At 62.0% G+C, this 15031-nt stretch carries 13 protein-coding genes; 6 read left to right on the top strand and 7 right to left on the bottom strand.

The window, feature by feature from the left end; genetic code table 11:
* Nucleotides 1-7: 7 nt before the first annotated feature.
* Nucleotides 8-1300, bottom strand: a complete 1293-nt coding sequence (locus tag BWP39_RS30735; RefSeq protein ID WP_096725933.1) for an aspartate carbamoyltransferase — start codon at nt 1298-1300, stop codon at nt 8-10.
* A gap of 359 nt (nt 1301-1659) precedes the next feature.
* Between BWP39_RS30735 and dapA the strand changes: the two genes are divergently transcribed.
* Complete coding sequence (gene dapA / locus BWP39_RS30740) at nt 1660-2523, top strand: 4-hydroxy-tetrahydrodipicolinate synthase (RefSeq protein WP_096725934.1); 864 nt, start codon at nt 1660-1662, stop codon at nt 2521-2523.
* A 57-nt stretch (nt 2524-2580) separates the two neighbouring features.
* Here dapA and BWP39_RS30745 read toward each other — a convergent pair whose 3' ends face one another.
* Nucleotides 2581-2997 (bottom strand): rhodanese-like domain-containing protein, encoded by a 417-nt coding sequence (locus BWP39_RS30745; protein WP_096725935.1) that lies wholly within the window; start codon nt 2995-2997, stop codon nt 2581-2583.
* 97 nt (nt 2998-3094) lie between these two features.
* On the opposite strand from BWP39_RS30745, the gene ftrA reads away from it, so the two are divergent.
* Nucleotides 3095-4057: a transcriptional regulator FtrA gene (ftrA, locus tag BWP39_RS30750; RefSeq protein WP_096725936.1), complete on the top strand. Its 963-nt coding sequence runs from the start codon at nt 3095-3097 to the stop codon at nt 4055-4057.
* A gap of 145 nt (nt 4058-4202) precedes the next feature.
* On the opposite strand, the gene BWP39_RS30755 is transcribed toward ftrA, so the two are convergent.
* On the bottom strand, nt 4203-6158 hold the full coding sequence (locus tag BWP39_RS30755) for a S53 family peptidase (protein ID WP_096725937.1): 1956 nt from the start codon (nt 6156-6158) through the stop codon (nt 4203-4205).
* A gap of 1007 nt (nt 6159-7165) precedes the next feature.
* Here BWP39_RS30755 and BWP39_RS30760 point away from each other — a divergent pair.
* Entirely contained in the window at nt 7166-7411 is a 246-nt protein-coding gene (locus BWP39_RS30760; RefSeq protein WP_207557203.1) for an AbrB/MazE/SpoVT family DNA-binding domain-containing protein, read from the top strand.
* The gene (locus BWP39_RS30765; RefSeq protein ID WP_096725938.1) at nt 7411-7833 is read left to right on the top strand and encodes a type II toxin-antitoxin system VapC family toxin; all 423 of its coding nucleotides are present in this window, start codon (nt 7411-7413) and stop codon (nt 7831-7833) included. The genes BWP39_RS30760 and BWP39_RS30765 overlap by 1 nt, the downstream gene beginning before the upstream one ends.
* 42 nt (nt 7834-7875) lie before the next feature.
* On the opposite strand, the gene BWP39_RS30770 is transcribed toward BWP39_RS30765, so the two are convergent.
* The 3 genes from BWP39_RS30770 to BWP39_RS30780 all read right to left on the bottom strand — a co-directional run bounded on the left by BWP39_RS30770 (nt 7876) and on the right by BWP39_RS30780 (nt 11523).
* Entirely contained in the window at nt 7876-9204 is a 1329-nt protein-coding gene (locus BWP39_RS30770) for an MFS transporter (protein ID WP_096725939.1), read from the bottom strand.
* Between the two features lie 77 nt (nt 9205-9281).
* Nucleotides 9282-10157, bottom strand: coding sequence for an amidohydrolase family protein (locus BWP39_RS30775; protein ID WP_096725940.1), 876 nt, complete (start codon nt 10155-10157; stop codon nt 9282-9284).
* A 73-nt stretch (nt 10158-10230) separates the two neighbouring features.
* A complete protein-coding gene (locus BWP39_RS30780) occupies nt 10231-11523 on the bottom strand; it encodes an MFS transporter (RefSeq protein ID WP_096725941.1) in 1293 nt (430 codons plus the stop codon).
* Nucleotides 11524-11668: 145 nt separating this feature from the next.
* Between BWP39_RS30780 and BWP39_RS30785 the strand changes: the two genes are divergently transcribed.
* Nucleotides 11669-12562: a LysR family transcriptional regulator gene (locus BWP39_RS30785; RefSeq protein WP_096725942.1), complete on the top strand. Its 894-nt coding sequence runs from the start codon at nt 11669-11671 to the stop codon at nt 12560-12562.
* Between the two features lie 30 nt (nt 12563-12592).
* Here the strand turns inward: BWP39_RS30785 and BWP39_RS30790 are convergent, their stop codons facing one another.
* Complete coding sequence (locus BWP39_RS30790) at nt 12593-13699, bottom strand: porin (RefSeq protein ID WP_096725943.1); 1107 nt, start codon at nt 13697-13699, stop codon at nt 12593-12595.
* Nucleotides 13700-14033: 334 nt separating this feature from the next.
* On the opposite strand from BWP39_RS30790, the gene osmF reads away from it, so the two are divergent.
* A complete protein-coding gene (gene osmF, locus BWP39_RS30795; protein WP_096725944.1) occupies nt 14034-14951 on the top strand; it encodes a glycine betaine ABC transporter substrate-binding protein OsmF in 918 nt (305 codons plus the stop codon).
* Nucleotides 14952-15031 lie beyond the last annotated feature (80 nt).

The following is a 15031-nucleotide window of genomic DNA, read 5'->3' on the forward strand; positions in this document are numbered from 1 at the left end:
CGGCGCGTCAGTCGATACCGTGAAACACGGCATCGTCAGGACCGAGGTATGCGGGCGCGCGCCACGCGGCGTCGCGCATCGAATGCTGGACCAGTTTCTCGACACCCAGCAGCACAGCGAAGATCGCCATCCGCACCGGAATACCGTTGTCGGTCTGACGGAAGATCGCGAGGCGCGAATCGTGATTCAGGTCGGTGCTCAGATCGTTTGCACCAGCGCGGCTGTCGCGCGGCAGCGGATGCATGATCAGCGTTTCCGGGCCACACACGCTATCCACGAGCGCCTGATTGATCTGGAAATCGGGCGTGTAGCCTTCAAACGATTCATCGGTGAAGCGCTCTTTCTGGATGCGCGTCGCGTACACGACATCAGCGCCGCGCAAGCCCGCGGTGAGATCGTGCGTCTGCTCGATCACGTGATCGTTGCGTGAAATGTGCTCGACGATGTATGCGGGCATTTCGAGCATCGGCGGCGAGATCAGCGTGAACTTGATGCCGCGATGCAGGGACAGCAGCTTGACCAGCGAATGCACGGTGCGCCCGTACTTCAGGTCGCCGACCAGCGCGATGTGCGAGCCGTCGACAATCTTGCCGAGTCGCGAAAACTCGCGCTGGATCGTGTACAGATCGAGTAGCGCCTGGCTCGGGTGTTCGCCGGGGCCATCGCCGCCGTTGATCACGGGCACGTTGGTCGCGCGCGCGAACTCGGCTACCGATCCCTGTTCCGGATGGCGGATCACGAGCGCGTCGACGTAGCCGCTCATCACGCGGCTCGTGTCGTAGATCGACTCGCCCTTGGCCATCGACGAAAACGTGAAGCCGGTCGTATCGCACACCGAGCCGCCGAGCCGGCAGAACGCCGCGCCGAAGCTCACACGCGTCCGGGTACTCGCTTCGAAGAACAGATTGCCGAGCACCGCGCCTTCCAGAACGCGGGAGATTTTCCGGCGCCGCGCGATCGGCTGCATGATGTCGGCGACGCGAAACAGCGCCTCGACCGAGTCGCGCGAGAACTGATCGACCGACAGCAACTGCGGCTTGCCCTCGAACAACATCTGGCTCGCCAGCGACTGCGAATCTACGCTCTGCGTATATTTATCGCCAGGTTCGCCGTGAACCACGATTTCCGACACGAAACGCTCGACGATCTCCGGCATGGCCCGCGATTCCTGCGAGTCGTCGGGCAGCAACCACGTGTCGAGCGCCCGTCGTGTCACGCCGATGCGGGTCGCGAAGCCGTCGCGGGTCATGTTCAGGCGGCGCATCGCGTCGCGAAGGAAGGCTTGTTGCGGGACGCTCATGCGAGCACCTCTCGGTCGTGGTTATGTACGCGATGCGTATATTAATTCCGTGCGACGAGAAGTCAAGCCCGTTTTGCGTGTGAGCGCGAAATCCTGGTACACTGCCCGACATGCAAAACGCTCCCCACCTCTCGCGCAACCCGCTTTCTGCCGCCACGGCAGGCCGTGCGCGCGCGTGCGGAGCCATCGGTGCCGTGGGCGCCAAAGCAAAAAAACAGCTGCTCATCTGACCGGAGCCAGCTGTTCCGTCGTCAGATGTGCGACGGAACAGCCAGTCAAGGCCCGCGTTTTCTCCCCCTCGACACCGCTTCCCCCGCACCGCTGAACGGAACCGATACGGTCGCGTTTGAGGTTAAGTCATGTCTATTTTTTCGGGTATCTGGATTCCCATCGTTACGCCGTTTGCCGACGGCGCGGTGGACCACGATGCGTTGCGCCGGCTGGTACGTTTGTATGCCGACGCAGGCGTGTCGGGTCTGGTCGCGCTCGGCACCACCGGCGAGCCTGCCGCGCTCGATGCGCGTGAGCAGGACGCAGTACTCACTACAGTGCTGGCGGCCGCTGGCCCGCTATCGTTGCCGGTGCTGGTCGGTGTATCGGGCAACCACGAGGCGAGCGTGCGCGAACGCATCGCGCAACTGAACGATCTGCCGATAGCGGGCGTACTGGTGTCCGCGCCGTACTACATCCGGCCCGCGCAACGCGGTCTGATCGATTACTTCACGGGGCTCGCGGATCTGAGCACGAAGCCGCTGGTGCTGTACGACATTCCGTATCGCACCGGCGTGCGGCTTGAAATCGACACGTTGTTGACGCTCGCTGCGCATCCGCGGATCGAAGCGATCAAGGATTGCGCGGGCTCGGCCGATACGACGTTGACGTTGATTCTCGACGGACGGCTGAAGGTGCTCGCCGGCGATGATCTCGATATTTTTCACACGCTGTGTATTGGCGGTAGTGGTGCGATTGCGGCGTCGGCGCATCTGCGGCCGGAACGCTTCGTCGAGATGTATCGCGTGCTTGCGGCTGGACGGCTCGACGAAGGGCGCGCGATTTTTCACACGCTCGCGCCGTTGATCCGCGCGCTGACCACTGAGCCCAACCCCGGCCCCGTGAAGGCTGCACTGGCCGCGCAGGGATGGCTGCGCAACGAGTTACGTGCGCCGATGACCTGCGCGACCGATGAGTTGCAGCGTCGGCTCGAGAAGCTGGTGGCGGGGTGAGCGCAGGAGCGCTCGCCTTTGACGCATTGCGATGTACCGCAACGCGACGCAACACGTTCAATCGCCAGCCGCACGCGCGAGTTCCAATCCCTCGTCGAGCCAGCCCGTCACGCCGCCGGGCATGACCTTCACCGGTCGCCCGAGCTGCGCAAGACGAATCGCGCCGCGTGTCGCGCCGTTGCAGTGCGGGCCTGCGCAATACGTGACGAACAGCGTGTCGGACGGATAGTCGAGCAGCTTCGAGACGACGATCTTGCCGTGCGGCAGATTCACCGCGCCCGGTACGTGGCCTTGCGCGTAGAGCGCGGGACTGCGCACGTCGAGCAGAACAAAGCCTGGAGACCCCGACGACAGCGCGGCGGCGACGTCGGAGCAGTCGGTTTCGAATTGCAACGATGCCTGGAAATGGGCGAGGGCGGCCGTGCTTTCCGCGGCGGGGATTGCAGTGACGGCGTTGGCTGAAAGAGTCGACATGATGTGGGTTCCGATGAGCGATATCGAGCGATCATTTTGCGTCGTCGAGACAGCACACGGCAGTGGCGTAATCGACAATCTCCGGTAACATCGCGCCATGGACCGTCACCTCGTCGTTGCCCTTGTCTACGATCGGCTTTGCACATTCGAATTCGGATGCGTGACCGAACTGTTCGCGCTGGAGCGCCCGGAACTCGATGTCGAGTGGTACCGGTTCGCGGTCTGCGCGAGCGAACCCGGTCCGATTCGCGCGGCCGGCGGTATCACCGTAGCGGCGCCCTATACGCTGCGCATGCTCGAGCGTGCCGCGACGATCGTCGTACCGGGCTGGCGAGATCCCGACGAAACGCCACCCGAGCCGCTGCTGCGCAAGATCCGCGCGGCGTATCGGCGCGGCGCACGGCTCTGCTCGATCTGCTCCGGCGTGTTCGTGCTTGCAGCCGCGGGTGTGCTCGACGGCAAGACGGTCACGACGCACTGGCGCTACGCGGATAAGTTGCAAAAACGCTACCCGCAACTGAACGTGAAACCCGATGCGCTGTACGTCGACGAAGGGCAGGTGATTACATCGGCGGGATCGGCGGCGGGGATCGACATGCTGTTGCATCTCGTGCGCAGCGACTATGGCAGCGCAATCGCGAATCGCGTCGCCCAGCGTCTGGTCGTGCCGCCGCATCGCGAGGGCGGGCAGGCGCAGTTCCTGCCGCGGCCGTTACCCGCCGACGACAGCGGGCGCCTCGCCAAACTGATGGACTGGGTTCGCGTGAATCCGGCGTTGCCGCATACGCTGCGTTCGCTGGCGGAGCGCGCGGCGATGAGTCCGCGCACGTTGCAACGCCAGTTTCGCGACGCTACCGGCATGGCGCCGTATGAATGGCTGCTGCGCGAGCGGGTGGCGATTGCGCGCGAGTTGCTCGAAGCGCAGACACGTCTGCCGATGGCGCGGATTGCCGAGCGGGCGGGCTTCGGTTCGGAGGAGTCGTTGCGGCGGCATTTCCGTCGCATCGCGTTGACGAGTCCTGGCGCCTATCGTCGCAAGTTCGGTGACGGTGCAGCGTAAGCGCTGGTGCGCGGAAAGCGGCGAGGTCGTTCATAAAACAGAACACCCCTTCGAAAAGGGGTGTTCGAGACGGCAGTGCATCAGCGGCACCCGGCTGTTCAAGCCTTACGGAGCGAACAGCGAACAGCAGGCGCCGTGTTGCGGCTTACTGGCTATACGACGCGCTCAGCTTGCCGAAATCCAGGCTGCCGAAGCCGGTGGTGTCATCCCAACCGGCCTTGGCGGTATAGCCTTTGCCACCGTAGCCGTTGTTGCCCGAGGTCACGTCGTGGATCGACGTCTTGGTGGTCGGGAACGTCTGATAGAAACCAGACGTCGGCAGGCTCAGGCTGTTGTTGTGTGCCGATTCCACCCGCGCCCAGCCACCGACGAAAATCGGTGACGCGAGGCTCGTACCGCCCACCTGCTGTCCCGCCTGGCCATCGATGACGATCAGCGCGCCCGTCGCGGAAGCCGCATCGAAAGCAACGTCCGGCAAGACCCGTTTGGTCACCGACGAACCCAGTGCCGTGGTCTGCCAGCTCGGCGCCGTTTCGTACTGGCTTACGCCGCCGCCCGTGGCCCAGATGCGCACGGAATCGTCGACCGGATTGCCGCTGGAGTCGACGTCGGCATACGCGGTGCCTTCGTTCCACACCGTTTCTCCGGCCCACGTTGTCGTGTTGGTCGTCGACAGGGTGGTGCCGCCCACGGCCACGACATAAGGCGAGCTGGCCGGCGACGAGACGCTGTACTGCGACAGGTTGATCGTCGTCTGGACGCCGCTGCCGTCGTTCGTGCCGATATAGCCGGGCGCGCCTTGCGGCGAAGTGGACCACTGATACACGCCCGCGTCTCCCGAGGACACCGAGAAGATCTGGCCTTGTGCCACGGCCTGCTGGAAGACCGAGTCGTCGGCCTGCAGCGAGCCGTCCGAATTCGCCGATGCTTCGTCGAGTCCGAGCGACACGTTGATGACCTTCGCTACGTCGTCCGTCACGGCCTTGTTATAGGCCGCCGTCAACGTCGCGTCGGTCAGGCCGCTATCCTGGCTGTCGCCGTTGACTGCTGCGTAGAAGATCAGTTGCTGCACGCCACCGGACGTCCCAATGATGTCCTGGCTATCCAGATCCCATTCGGCCGGGTCGCCATCGTCGGCGAGCGTGCCCTGACCGCCCGCAACCGTCGAGGTATTGACGGTCGGCAGTCCGGCGTTCTGCGTGAAGGTGTTCAGATCCGAGATGGTCTGGGTCATGTCACCCCAGGTGATGATGCCCACCGTCGTGTTGCTCGCGGCCGGCAAGCTGGCTGCGTCGTAGATCGTCGCGAAGTCGGTCGGCTGGTGAGCGACCTTCGATACGGCTGCGGCGTTCGGTTTTACGGCGTTCGCGGCGAGCGCAGCGCTGCCAGGCAGCACGCGGTGGATCGTCTTGTGCGGAACGACGGCGTTCTGCAAGCCAAGCACGGCGTCGACGGTCGAGCCCAGCGACGCCGGAATCAGCGCTGCCGAGTCGTTGGCGTAGACCTGTTTGCCGCGATAGTTAAAGCGCTTCAGGCTCGCGTGAAAACCGCTCTGCGCGTTATTGGCATTACCTTCGGCAGAAACCAGCTTGTTGTTCGCCGATACCTGGATGTTGCTAAAACCGTTTGCCCGCAGATGCTCGACCACGGCTTGAACCTGGGCATCGGTGGGCGCGAAGCGGGCTTTGAACTGGGCCGGCTTCAGATATTGACGGTAATTCGGGCTACCCGGCTGCGCGAGTTCACGCAGGAAAGCGTCGAGTTGATCCTGATTGCGGTTCTTCAGGACCACGGTGACATGCAGGGGCTGGCTCAATTCGAGAGGCGTAACAAGGGTATTGACGACTCCGGTGGCAGCGCTGGCGCCGAGCGTAAAGGCGCCCGTTTTCGTCGCGGTGCTCTGGGCTTCGGACTGCGTAGCCGTATTGGCGGATGGCGCCGCGGCCTGCAGGAAAGCGCCGGTCCGGGTTGCGACCCAGTTATTTGAAGTATTCACGGCCTGCGCGCTCAGGGGTATTAGCGTCGCAGCGATAGCCAACGGTAGGAGTGCTTTGGTAAAGCCCTTTGAAAACGTACTGTTGACGTGCGTAACCTTCTTCATTGGTAAGCTCCAGAATAGTGACGACGAACCGATGCGGTTATATACGGATATTATGAATCGACCCGGATAACTGTCATTGGAAGCATTGAATTTCCACGCGTAACTCATGAAGACACTGGGTGTATTTAGGGTGACATTGATCGTCTCCGTAGTAGGAAATATGAAATTCAGATAATCTCGTCAGCGCGATGTGAAGACATAATGACGTGCTGATCCATCCGCGAGTCGAAGCGGATTATTTGAATCTTTACGATGCGTGTCATGCTGGCGGGATATTTCTCATCAGCAGATCAACTTCGAGATTGGGATCAACTCATGTCTGGTGTCGTCTCCGAACGGACTACAAGCTGGGCAACGGCCCATCGATCGTGATCTCCTGCATATCGGGAAATCACATTTACATAGCCGGAAATAATATTAAAGATATTGATGAAGCGGCTTTATATCGTCAAACTTCAGGTAAATATCAAGCGCCAGCGAGTTATCGCGACCCTCGCCGGGATGAAGGTATTCGGTGAATATAAAAGCTTTGCCAGGTAATGCTGGTCCGACAGCAATGCGCATTGCATTATCTGCGGGAAAACCCCATCGGAAAATACGGCGACTGATCAAGAGAGATGATCGGTGGGAAATTGGGTGATCAAAAGATATAAGGCAGATAACCTAGTGTCAAACTTTTTTTGATGGAATTTGAAGTTTTTTGAAAAATCGAAAGATTCGATTATGTAATAATAAGAAAGCGCAAAGTAAATTATGCTGGATCGTTATAACTACTGGTGAAATGGAAATCGTGGAAAATGGATTGCGCCTATCTCCTGATCTACTGAAGAGTGGATCAGGATTGCTCAGATAGTCCTGTCAGCTGCCCATGCGACGTCAAGTAAAGCGTTTGTAAGGGATGGCACGACAGAATGAGCCTAGTACTTCCGGAGGAGCCAGCGAGTCTTGCAAGTAGTTCATCGTTTGCTATAATGTATATACATCGATGTATATCAAGGATGGGCTCGATGGACCTGCAAATCGCAAAATGGGGCAACAGCCTCGCGTTGCGCATTCCTGCCGACTACGTGCGCCGGCTTGGAATCAAGGAAGGCGACCACGTGCAGGCAGACCTGACCGCTGATGGCGGTATCAGCATTCGTGCCGCGAAGTGGGACCGCGCCGCGTTCGCCCAGGAACTGAAAAAGACGCGCGACGCCATGCCGATGACGGAGTCCGTCATCGAAGAACTGCGACGCGGAGCGCGCTATTGATGGTGTATGTCGACACGAGTGTGCTGGTGACGCTGTGCGTGAACGAGCCGATGAGCGCCGCGGTTGAGCGGTGGTACCGGACGTGTACCGAAGAACTGACCTCGGCGGCCTGGTGCGTGACCGAATTCGCCAGTGCCCTTGGCATCAAGCAACGGACAGCGCAAATATCTGCTGTGCAAGGCGCCTCGGCATGGCAGGCGTTCGAACGTCTTTGCGCCGGGGATTTGCGGCTGTTGCCGGTAGAACCGTCCACTTTTCATCGCGCGGCGGCGCTGACTCTCGACGTATCAACGGGACTTCGCGCGGGCGATGCGCTGCACCTTGCCTCTGCGCTGGATGCAAGGGTCGGGGCTATCGCGACGCTTGATGACGTCCTGGCCCGCAACGCGAAACAAGTGAAGATCAAGCCGCTCGAGTTTTGAACACAGCTCGACGGGGGCCGATATGAATTCGCGGAATGCCCACTACGCCACCGAACCCACCGCACGAAACCGCGTCTCCGGCATCCCCAGATACACCACCAGCGATATACCCGCCCACACCGTCACATACCAGTAGAACCACGCTTCGTGGCCGTCCGCCTTGAAGCGCAGCGCGACGAACTCTGTCGTGCCGCCCAGTATCGCAGTCGTCAGTGCATACGGCAGCCCGACCGCCAGCGCGCGGATGCGAACTGGAAACAGTTCGGTTTTCGCGAGCATATGGACGGAAGTGAAGCCGCTCAGCATCACGAGGCCCGCGAACGACAGCAGGAACGCAGTCGTCGCGCTATGCGTATGGCTCATCGCATTGAAGAGCGGCACCGAAAACAGCGTGCAGCAGACACCGAAGCAGATCAGCACCGGCCGCCGGCCGACGACGTCCGATGCAAGACCGAACAGCGGTTGCAGCGGCATATAGAGCAGCAGCGCTCCCGCCGATACGAACGTGGCCGTCTCCTTGCCGAGCCCCACGGTATTCACGAGAAACTTCTGCATGTACACCGTGTAGGTATAGAACGCGACGGTTCCGCCGACCGTGATGCCCAACGCGAGCAGGATCTGCCGCCAGTGCATCAGCATTTCGCGCGCAACCGATGGACCGGCTTGCTGCGCGCTGTGCGTGAACGCTTCGGTTTCAGCCACGTTGCGGCGCATATAGAGCGCAAACAGCGCGAGCGCGCCACCGACGACGAACGGAATACGCCACCCCCAGCGCTCGATCTGCGCAGCAGTGAGCAGCACATGCTGCATCAGCAGCATCAAGCCGAGCGCGAGCAACTGGCCCGCTACGACGCTGACCTGCAGAAAGCCGAGGTAGAAGCCGCGCCGGTTCGCCGGCGCGATCTCGCTCAGATAGGTCGCGCTGGTGCCGTATTCGCCGCCCATGCTGAGCCCCTGCAACAGGCGCGCGGCGATCAGCATCAGTGGCGCGAACACGCCGATGGTTGCGTAGCCGGGCGTGATCGCGATCATCAGCGAGCCGATGCACATCGCCATCACCGAGCCTGTCAGCGCCGATTTGCGGCCGCGCCGGTCGGCGTACAGCCCGATCAGCCAGCTACCCAGCGGCCGCGCGATGTAGCCGACCGCGGCGATGGCGGCGGTGTTCATCAGTTGCACGGTGGGTTTGTCGCTGGGGAAAAACGCGGGGGCGAAATAGATCGAGAAGATGCTGTACGCGAGAAAGTCGTACCACTCGATCAGATTGCCGGCAAGCCCACCGACGATCGAGCGGATTCGAACCGGCGTAGCGGTCGATCCGATGGTTGATCCGACAGTCGGCGCGATTGCCTCAGCGAGCGCTTTAGCCATGAGCGTGTCTCCTTGATTTGTTATGTCGCACAGTCAGCCTTTGCGTTGCTGCGCATCGTTCCTCTACTGCTGGACCGCTAGTCGAAACGAAACAGCTGGCGCGCCGAATCGATAAGGATCGTTTCGCGTGCTTCGCGCTCGGGTACCCACTGCGCGAGCGCGGCCCAGGTGGCGTCGTAATCGACGAGATGCTGGTGCTGCGTATGCGGCCAGTCGCTGCCCCAGACAAGCCGTGCCGGCGTGAAATGTTCGAGCAGCAGCGCCGCGATCCGCTGTCCGTGCTGTGTACCATCGGTGCCGACGGCACTGCGATAGGCTGCGGACAGTTTGACCCACACGCGCCCGCTGGACGCAGTGCCGAGCAGGAAGCGCAAGCCCGGATCATCGACGGCAACGAGCGGATCGGGGCGGCCGAAATGATCGACGACCACGGTGCAGTCCGCGTCGAGCAATGCATCGACAATCTGCGGCAGGTCCGCCGCTTCGCGATGCACCTCGACATGCCAGCCAAGCGCGTTGATCCGTTCGAACAGCAAGCGCCAGTGCGGTTCGCGCAGATCGGGCAGCGGCAGGCCGAGCAGATTCAGCCGCATACCGACTACACCGGCACGCGCGAGCGTCGCGAGTTGCTCAGGATCGATCGCGGGATCGACCACAACGACACCGCGAAAGCGCCGCGGATAGCGTCGCAGCACGTCGAGCAGAAAGCGGTTGTCGGTGCCGAGAAAACTCGGCTGCACGAGCACGGCGTGCGAGATGCGGTTCGCGCATAGATGGGCGACGTAGTCATCGAGCGTTGCATCGTAGTCGGGCGCGTGTCGGCGTTGCGGTGCGAGCGGCAGGCCGCGCACGAATACGTGGGCGTGCGTATCGACTGCAGTGATGCAGGCCGGGTCCGCGCGATACCAGTGAGCCACAGCGGCAGCGACTGCGTCGGCGGTATCGACTGCCATGTCGTCAGCGTGGGCAACGTCAAACGCGGGAAGAAGAGGGCTCTGGGTCATTGCGTGGAAGAGAGATCGAAGATCACACGCGCCGCACAACCGGCGCAGCGGATGCATTCGATGCCGTAGAAGCAGCGGAACCCGCAGATTCCACCGCGGCGAGCTTGCGCCCCTTCGTTTCGGGCAGCATCAGCGCCGCGACTACGACGAGCCCGTAGGCGATACCTGCATCGATACCGAGCGCCGAACCGAGTGGCATCGAGTTACCCATGTGTCCGACCAGCACCGGAAATCCCGCCGACACGATGCGTCCGAAGTTGTAGCAGAAGCCGACACCGGTACCGCGGATTCCCTGCGGATAGAGTTCGTTGAAGAGCGCACCGAGTGTCGCCGGAATGCCTGCTGCGAAGAGACCGAGAGGGAAGCTCAGGATCAGCATCGCGGTGTTGCCCATCGGCAGGAAGGTGTACAGGTTCACCGTGGCCGCGCAGCACACGGCGAACAGGATCACGTTCCTGCGTCGACCGATGCGGTCCTGTAGCCACGCACTGACAAAGCATCCCGCGATGAACGCCGTGATCATGACCGCCAGATACGCGCCGGTGCCGAGTACCGACAGATGCCGTTCGGTCTTCAGATACGTCGGCAGCCAGGTCGTGATCGCGTGATAGCCGCCGTGCGCACCGACACCGATCAACGCGCCGACGATCGTCGTGCGGATCACCGAGCGGTCGAAGATGTGCGTCGCGGTCGCACGGGCTTGCTCCGGATTGTGCGTTAAGGGTGCGCGTGGCGGCTCCTTGATCGAGCGGCGCACATACAGCACCAGCAGTGCAGGCACAGCACCGATCGCGAACAACACGCGCCACGCCCACTCCGGCGATATCCACGTGAACGTGACCGTGTACAGCAACACGGCGCCCGCCCAGCCGAAGCCCCAGGCGCTCTGCACGATACCCATCGCCTTGCCGCGATGCTGGGCGCGGATCGTCTCGCTAAGCAGCACCGCGCCGGCTGTCCACTCGCCGCCAAAACCGAGCCCCTGCAGCGCCTTGAGCACCAGTAGCTGTTCGAAGTTCTGCGCGAAAGCACTGAGAAACGTGAACAGCGAAAACCAGATGACGGTGATCTGCAACGCGCGCACGCGTCCATAGCGGTCGGAAAGCCAGCCCGCAAGCAATCCACCGAGCGCGCCAGCCACCAGCGTCGCCCCGCCGATCAACCCCGCCTGACCCTTGCCGATCCCCCAGGTGACGAGCAGCGTCGGAATCACGAGGCTAAACAGCTGGGTGTCGACACCATCGAGTGCCCAGCCCGCAAAGCAGCCCCACAACGTGCGCTTCTCCGCCGTCGAAATATCCCGATACCAGTTCATCCTGTCTCCGTGCCTTCCTGGTTATCGGTTCGCGCTGTGAGCGAACCGCGGCGACTCCGCCTTGTCTCCGCATTCTAGGGACGCACGGGATAGCGTTGTATTATGGGAAAGATCATTTTTCATATGTCTTTCGTATATCGAGAACATGGAAACGCGCAACCTCAAATACTTCCTCGCGATCGCCGATGCAGGCAGCGTGACGCGCGCCGCCGATACGCTCGGCGTCGCCCAGCCGGCGTTGAGCCAGGCGCTGACCCGCATGGAGCGGGACCTCGGCGTCAAGCTGTTCACGCGCACGCGGCGGGGCGCCGCGTTGACACCGGCGGGTCTTGCGATCGTCGATGACGTGCGGCTCAGCGTCGCGCGTATCGATGCCGCTTCGCACCGCGCCCGCGAAATCGGTGCGCAGCGCGGCGGACGGTTGACGGTGGGCTTTGCATCGGCGGCGCTGTTCGATGTGCTGCCGCGCGCGCTGGCCGCATTGCGCGCCGCGGTGCCCGACGTTGCGCTCGCGCTGCGCGAAATGAGCAACGCGGAGCAGGTGAGTGCGCTCGAGCGCGGTGAGATCGATATTGGGCTGTTACATACGCCGGTCGCGGTGGGCGGCCGGATGCGCGAAAAGTTGATTGCCCGCGAACGCCTCGTGGCCGTGCTGCCCACTGCGTTTCCGGTCGGGCCGGATGGTCGCGTAACGTTGCGGGAGCTATCGGAGCACGGGCTGGTGTGGTTTCCGCACGAGCAGTTGCCGGTGATCCGCGCGGGCATCCTGAGCGCGTTTCGTCAGGCGGGGCACGAGGCGGAGATCGTGCAGGACGCGAACCGCTCGCTGACCGTGCTCGCGTGCGTGGCCGCAGGCTGCGGCGTGTCGCTCTTGCCGTATTCGGTGCGTACGCTGCAGTTCAACGGCGTGCGGCTGTGCGAGGTTAGCGACGGTGCCACGCTGCCGCGCTTCGAATTGAGCGCGATCTGGCCGCATCGTTCGCGGCCGGCGCTGGCCGACCGGTTCGCGGGACTGATCGAGCCGCGTGGGCTCGATTAAGAAGGGTTCGTCGTTTTGCGCCGCACCCGCTCAGAACACGCTACGAATCCCGACCCGGCCGACGGCCTGCTTCTGGCTCGACGACGGATTGAACCCGGCGATCTGCGCCACGGTCGCATCGCCAGCGGCTTTCTGGAACACGCCCAGCGCATACACCGACGTGCGTTTCGATAGCGCGTATTCGACCGTGAGGTTGAACTGGCTGTATTTCGGCTCGCCGTCGCTCGCGTGATCGCGGCCGGTCGTATAGGTATAGCCCGCGCCGATCGTCACCGCCGATGTCGGGTTGTAGATTCCCGACAGTTCGTAGTTCTGGAACGTCGCATCGTGACCGGCGCTGCCCTGCTGGAAGATCGTATTCGTGAAATCGGCGAGCAGACGCAGGGAAGTCAGCACACGGTACGACGCGCCGACGCCGAATACTTTCTGCGCGCGCGCGTTGGCGAGGAAGTTGCCATACACCGCGTTGGTGAAGCCCGGGTAGTTCTGATAGCCCTGGGTCGACACTTCCGGATCGTTGATACGCAGATAGCCGATCCCCGCGCTGAACGCGCCGATCGAGTACGTGCCGCCCGCGCTGTAGACCGTGTTGTTCGAGAACTGGCCGGCGATGCCGCCCGGCGCATACAGTCCGCCGAACGTGAAGCCCGCGATCGTCGGGCTGCGATACTTGATCGCATTCGAGATCGGGAAGCCGTTATCGGTGTTGTCCATATCATTCGGGTGCGCGAAGTAGTAGCCACCGATGTTGCCGTTCAACGTATACGGTTCGACGTAGTCGACGATCGAGTCCCACTGACGCCCGAGCGTGACGGTACCGGCCTGTTCGCTCTGGATACCGACGTACGCATTACGCGAAAACGCGAGGCCGCTGCCGAGGCGCCCCGAATTGATGTCGAAACCGCTCTCGAGGCGAAAGATCGTGCTGAGCCCACCGCCGAGATCTTCGGTGCCGCGCACGCCCCAGCGGCTGCCCGCAGTGACGCCCGAGGCCGTCTGGACCAGATGGTTACCGTTCACATTGCTGGCAAAATCCACCCCGTCTTCCACGATGCCGTACAGTGTGACGGCGCTTTGGGCATGCGCCGCGCATGCGGCAACGAGGAGCGGTGCCGCGACGGCAAGTGTCTTTTTCATCGATAATCCGTGTAATTGTTCTCGGGTTGTTGTTGGGTGGTTCTGGACCTCGGCGGATTATCGGGGTGCCATTTTGCCTTGCAAACCATATAGTTCTGAAATGCTTTCTAGTTTTGTGCCGGGTAAGTCCACAGGGGGCGTTTGCAGCCGAACCCATTTGGAAATCTGAAATGGTTGGTTTGCGTGGCATGCTGCCCTCGTTATTCTGCGCAGCTACTGCAGCCGATTGTCTGTCGCGTGGGCGGTGTGCGATCCCGTCTTCGCTGGGTCGTCGCTGCATCGCAGGCGCCGGCTTCCCATACGAAAACTTCCACTTGCTGGAGCGACGGTACCGATGAAATACACCCCCACCCTCAAGGGCGTTGCGACGCTGCTTCTACTGGCTTCGATCGGCGCGCATGCCGCCGACACCGTTACGGTCGCATCGAAGATCGATACTGAAGGCAATCTGTTAGGCAATCTGATCGCGCAGGTGCTGAAGTCGCACGGCATCGCGGTCACCGACAAGATCGGCCTCGGCACCACGCCGATCGTACGCAAGGCCATCACGACCGGCGAGATCGATATCTATCCGGAGTACACAGGCAACGCAGCATTCTTCTTCAACAAGGGCGACGATCCGCTGTGGAAAAACGCCGCGAAGGGTTATGAAGAAGCGGCGAAGCTCGATTACGCGGCCAATCACATCGTCTGGCTTGCACCGGCACCGGCGAACAATACGTGGGCAGTCGCGCTGCTCGGCACCGTGGCAAAGGCCAACAATATTCATACGTTTACCGACTTCGGCAAATGGGTGTCGGCGGGCGGGCAGGTGAAGCTTGCAGCGTCCGCTGAATTCGTCAATAGCGTGGGCGCGCTGCCGTCGTTCGAGAAGACCTATGGGTTCACGTTGAAGCCGGATCAATTGCTCGTGCTGTCGGGGGGCGACACATCGGCAACGATCAAGGCGGCCGCCGAACAGACCGACAAGGTCAACGCGGCGATGGTCTACGGCACGGACGGCGCGATCGAAGCGGCGGGTCTCGTGGTACTCGACGACAACCGTCATGTGCAACCTGTCTATGCTCCCGCACCGCTGATCCGTGAAGCGGTGCTGAAGGCGCATCCGGAGATTGCCGGGTATCTGAAGCCGGTGTTCGCAAGCCTCGATCTGAAGACGCTGCAAACGCTGAATGGCCGCATCCAGGTGAACGGCGAACCGGCTGCGGCCGTGGCGGCGAGCTATCTGAAAGCGAAAGGATTCGTCAAGTAATGGCGGGCCCGGGAGGCAACGTGCAGACGCATAAAACGCAGGCGCTTCCCTTCGCTGGGCGACGTGCTGCCGGCGGCACG

The sequence above is a fragment of the Paraburkholderia acidicola genome (assembly GCF_002362315.1).
GTDB classification, from domain to species: Bacteria; Pseudomonadota; Gammaproteobacteria; order Burkholderiales; family Burkholderiaceae; genus Paraburkholderia; species Paraburkholderia acidicola.

Bases quoted from the DNA above. Each gene is read 5' to 3' on its own strand.
- BWP39_RS30735 (WP_096725933.1), bottom strand. From the start codon at position 1,300: ATGAGCGTCCCGCAACAAGCCTTCCTTCGCGACGCGATGCGCCGCCTG.
- dapA (WP_096725934.1), top strand. From the start codon at position 1,660: ATGTCTATTTTTTCGGGTATCTGGATTCCCATCGTTACGCCGTTTGCC.
- BWP39_RS30745 (WP_096725935.1), bottom strand. From the start codon at position 2,997: ATGTCGACTCTTTCAGCCAACGCCGTCACTGCAATCCCCGCCGCGGAA.
- ftrA (WP_096725936.1), top strand. From the start codon at position 3,095: ATGGACCGTCACCTCGTCGTTGCCCTTGTCTACGATCGGCTTTGCACA.
- BWP39_RS30755 (WP_096725937.1), bottom strand. From the start codon at position 6,158: ATGAAGAAGGTTACGCACGTCAACAGTACGTTTTCAAAGGGCTTTACC.
- BWP39_RS30760 (WP_207557203.1), top strand. From the start codon at position 7,166: ATGGACCTGCAAATCGCAAAATGGGGCAACAGCCTCGCGTTGCGCATT.
- BWP39_RS30765 (WP_096725938.1), top strand. From the start codon at position 7,411: ATGGTGTATGTCGACACGAGTGTGCTGGTGACGCTGTGCGTGAACGAG.
- BWP39_RS30770 (WP_096725939.1), bottom strand. From the start codon at position 9,204: ATGGCTAAAGCGCTCGCTGAGGCAATCGCGCCGACTGTCGGATCAACC.
- BWP39_RS30775 (WP_096725940.1), bottom strand. From the start codon at position 10,157: ATGGCAGTCGATACCGCCGACGCAGTCGCTGCCGCTGTGGCTCACTGG.
- BWP39_RS30780 (WP_096725941.1), bottom strand. From the start codon at position 11,523: ATGAACTGGTATCGGGATATTTCGACGGCGGAGAAGCGCACGTTGTGG.
- BWP39_RS30785 (WP_096725942.1), top strand. From the start codon at position 11,669: ATGGAAACGCGCAACCTCAAATACTTCCTCGCGATCGCCGATGCAGGC.
- BWP39_RS30790 (WP_096725943.1), bottom strand. From the start codon at position 13,699: ATGAAAAAGACACTTGCCGTCGCGGCACCGCTCCTCGTTGCCGCATGC.
- osmF (WP_096725944.1), top strand. From the start codon at position 14,034: ATGAAATACACCCCCACCCTCAAGGGCGTTGCGACGCTGCTTCTACTG.